We start from the raw sequence: 1,439 nt of genomic DNA, 5'->3' as shown, positions 1-1,439 counted from the left end.
GTCGGAGATTTCGCCATGCGTGAGGTAGCCGCGCGTTTTACCCAGCTTGATCAGGGTTTTCAGGCGCAGGCGGCGTTTGAGCATGTCTTCTTCGGAGAGGACGGTTTCGTCCAGGCCGAATTCCTTCATCAGGGCGCGTTCCTTCGCCTTGCTGATTTTCATGCGCAGCGGTTTGACCTTCTCGGTCGTTTCCGCGATGGGTTCCCCGACGAGATCGTCTTCAATGTCGGACATGTCGAGGTCTTCCCCCGTCTTGACCGGGCCGGCGGCGCTCTTCGGCTTGCGGCCGCGCTTGGCGCCGGTGGTAGTGGCAGGCGCGCTGCCTTCGGCTGCCGGGTTCTTGGGCGGGCGGCCGGGTTTCTTCTTCACGGGCACGTCGGCGGAGACGGCGAGGGGCTTGGCTTCAGGACTGGACTTGGTCGGCACGGCGGGGGCTTTCTTCAGGGGCAAATCGGAAATCGCGGATTTCGCGGTTTTCAGGGGGGCTTTGCTCACCAGGGCATTGGGTTTGCTGGGTTTAACAGATATGGCGTGTTTTCCCGGCTTTTCAACCTTGCCGCTTTTGGCGGCAGGCTTTGCGGCAGCCTTGGTTGCTGCTTTGACTGGAGGCTTGCCTGCGGGCCGGGCAGCAGCTTTGGGCGCTGCCTTGGCTTTGGGCTTTGCGGCAGCTTTGGGCTGCGCACCTTGCGGCTTCTTGGACGTGCTCGGCTTCTTCGGCTTGGCAGTAGGCATAGGACCTCCAGTTGTCGGGAATTGTTTTAAATATCGATCAGCTACCAGTAAACAAAAATGCGCCTTTGCGCCTGTACAAAGCACAGGCACGGTGACAAGAGTTCAGAGTCAAAACGAGAGGGCGGAAAACAGGCCGGGCAATGCCAAAGGCACATGGCGGCTTATTTTCCCGGGCAAGCTGTTTGGGCGAACATTTGGTGTGCAGTCCTTGCGGAAATTCCCTGGGGGAAGTGGCCGTCTCATCTGTGAGTTCCCCGAAGTTTCAGGGTGGCCGGGCCGGAGGTGCTGCTGTCGCGCTTGCCGTCGAAAATCGGATTATACCCTGTTGCCTGTTTTTTGGGCGATTTATATGGCCCAGAAACAGGGATTTTTCCGGAGGCCGGGCCCGCTCAGCGGGCCGGGTCGGTGGCGGTGGTTTTGAGGCTGGCGGCCAGTTCCAGGTAGCGCTGCCGGGCGGCCGGGTCGGTGGCGGCGCGAGCGGCCAGCTCGCTCATCTCGCGCTGGCGGTGCAGGCGCAGGAGCTGGTCCAGGATGCTCCGAACCTCATCCCAGTCACTTTCGATGCCTTCGGGAATCTGTGCGATCTGCGCTGTGGCGTGTCTTTCGTAAGGGTGGCCGCGCAGCCCTTCACGCAAGGCGGCCCAGGGCTGGGGTCCGTGCTCATGCAACTGGCTCTCCAGCCAGATGAAAAGCGGGCCGTGGGGCTC

General features: G+C 61.4%; 1 protein-coding gene and 1 pseudogene. Both read right to left on the bottom strand.

What is annotated here, in order from left to right; genetic code table 11:
* Positions 1-732: RNA polymerase sigma factor region1.1 domain-containing protein (locus AC1D1P_RS23295; RefSeq protein ID WP_477674629.1), on the bottom strand; the 732-nt coding region annotated here is incomplete at its 3' end.
* Positions 733-1,121: 389 nt separating this feature from the next.
* Positions 1,122-1,439, bottom strand: a pseudogene (locus AC1D1P_RS23290) (DNA primase); the annotation flags it as partial.

The organism is Polaromonas sp. P1_E1_2 (genome assembly GCF_056406035.1).
Note: the sequence above shows the minus strand (reverse complement) of the source record. Positions and strands in the feature narration are given on the sequence as shown.